At 44.3% G+C, this 540-nt stretch carries 1 protein-coding gene; it reads left to right on the forward strand.

Annotation, left to right across the window (positions count from 1 at the left end; all coding sequences use genetic code 11):
• Positions 1 to 123 precede the first annotated feature (123 nt).
• On the forward strand, positions 124 to 540 hold a 417-nt coding region (locus AC1DVK_RS27175), incomplete at its 3' end, for a reverse transcriptase domain-containing protein (protein ID WP_477627855.1).

Consider the following 540-nt stretch of genomic DNA (forward strand, 5'->3'; position numbering starts at 1 on the left):
CACAAACAATTCCTAACGGAACTTATTTGAAGGAAGAAGTGGTGAATACACGGGGAACTTCAAAAGGGTGGAGCAGATAAAGGCACAAATAGACCATTTATCCACGTAGAAAGGATATCAACGATGTTAATGGAACAGATACTAGAGAGGGAAAACTTAATACAGGCATTGAAGCGTGTAGAAAGAAATAAGGGAAGCCATGGTGTAGATGGAATGCCGGTTCAAAACCTGAGACCGCACCTCGCAACCGAATGGTACAACATGAAAACTGCCCTTTTACAGGGTACCTATCAACCGCAGCCCGTCCGTCGTATCGAAATCCCGAAACCAAACGGCGGAGTTCGGTTATTGGGTATTCCAACCGTTCTAGACCGTTTCATTCAACAAGCCATTGCCCAAATATTGACCAAGATATATGACTCAACCTTTTCGGAGAATAGCTATGGATTTCGCCCTAACAAACAAGGGCACCAGGCGGTTCGAAAGGCAAAGTCCTATATAACCGAAGGTTATACATGGGTAGTGGATATGGATTTGGAG

The sequence above is a fragment of the Peribacillus sp. P4_B1 genome (genome assembly GCF_056402395.1).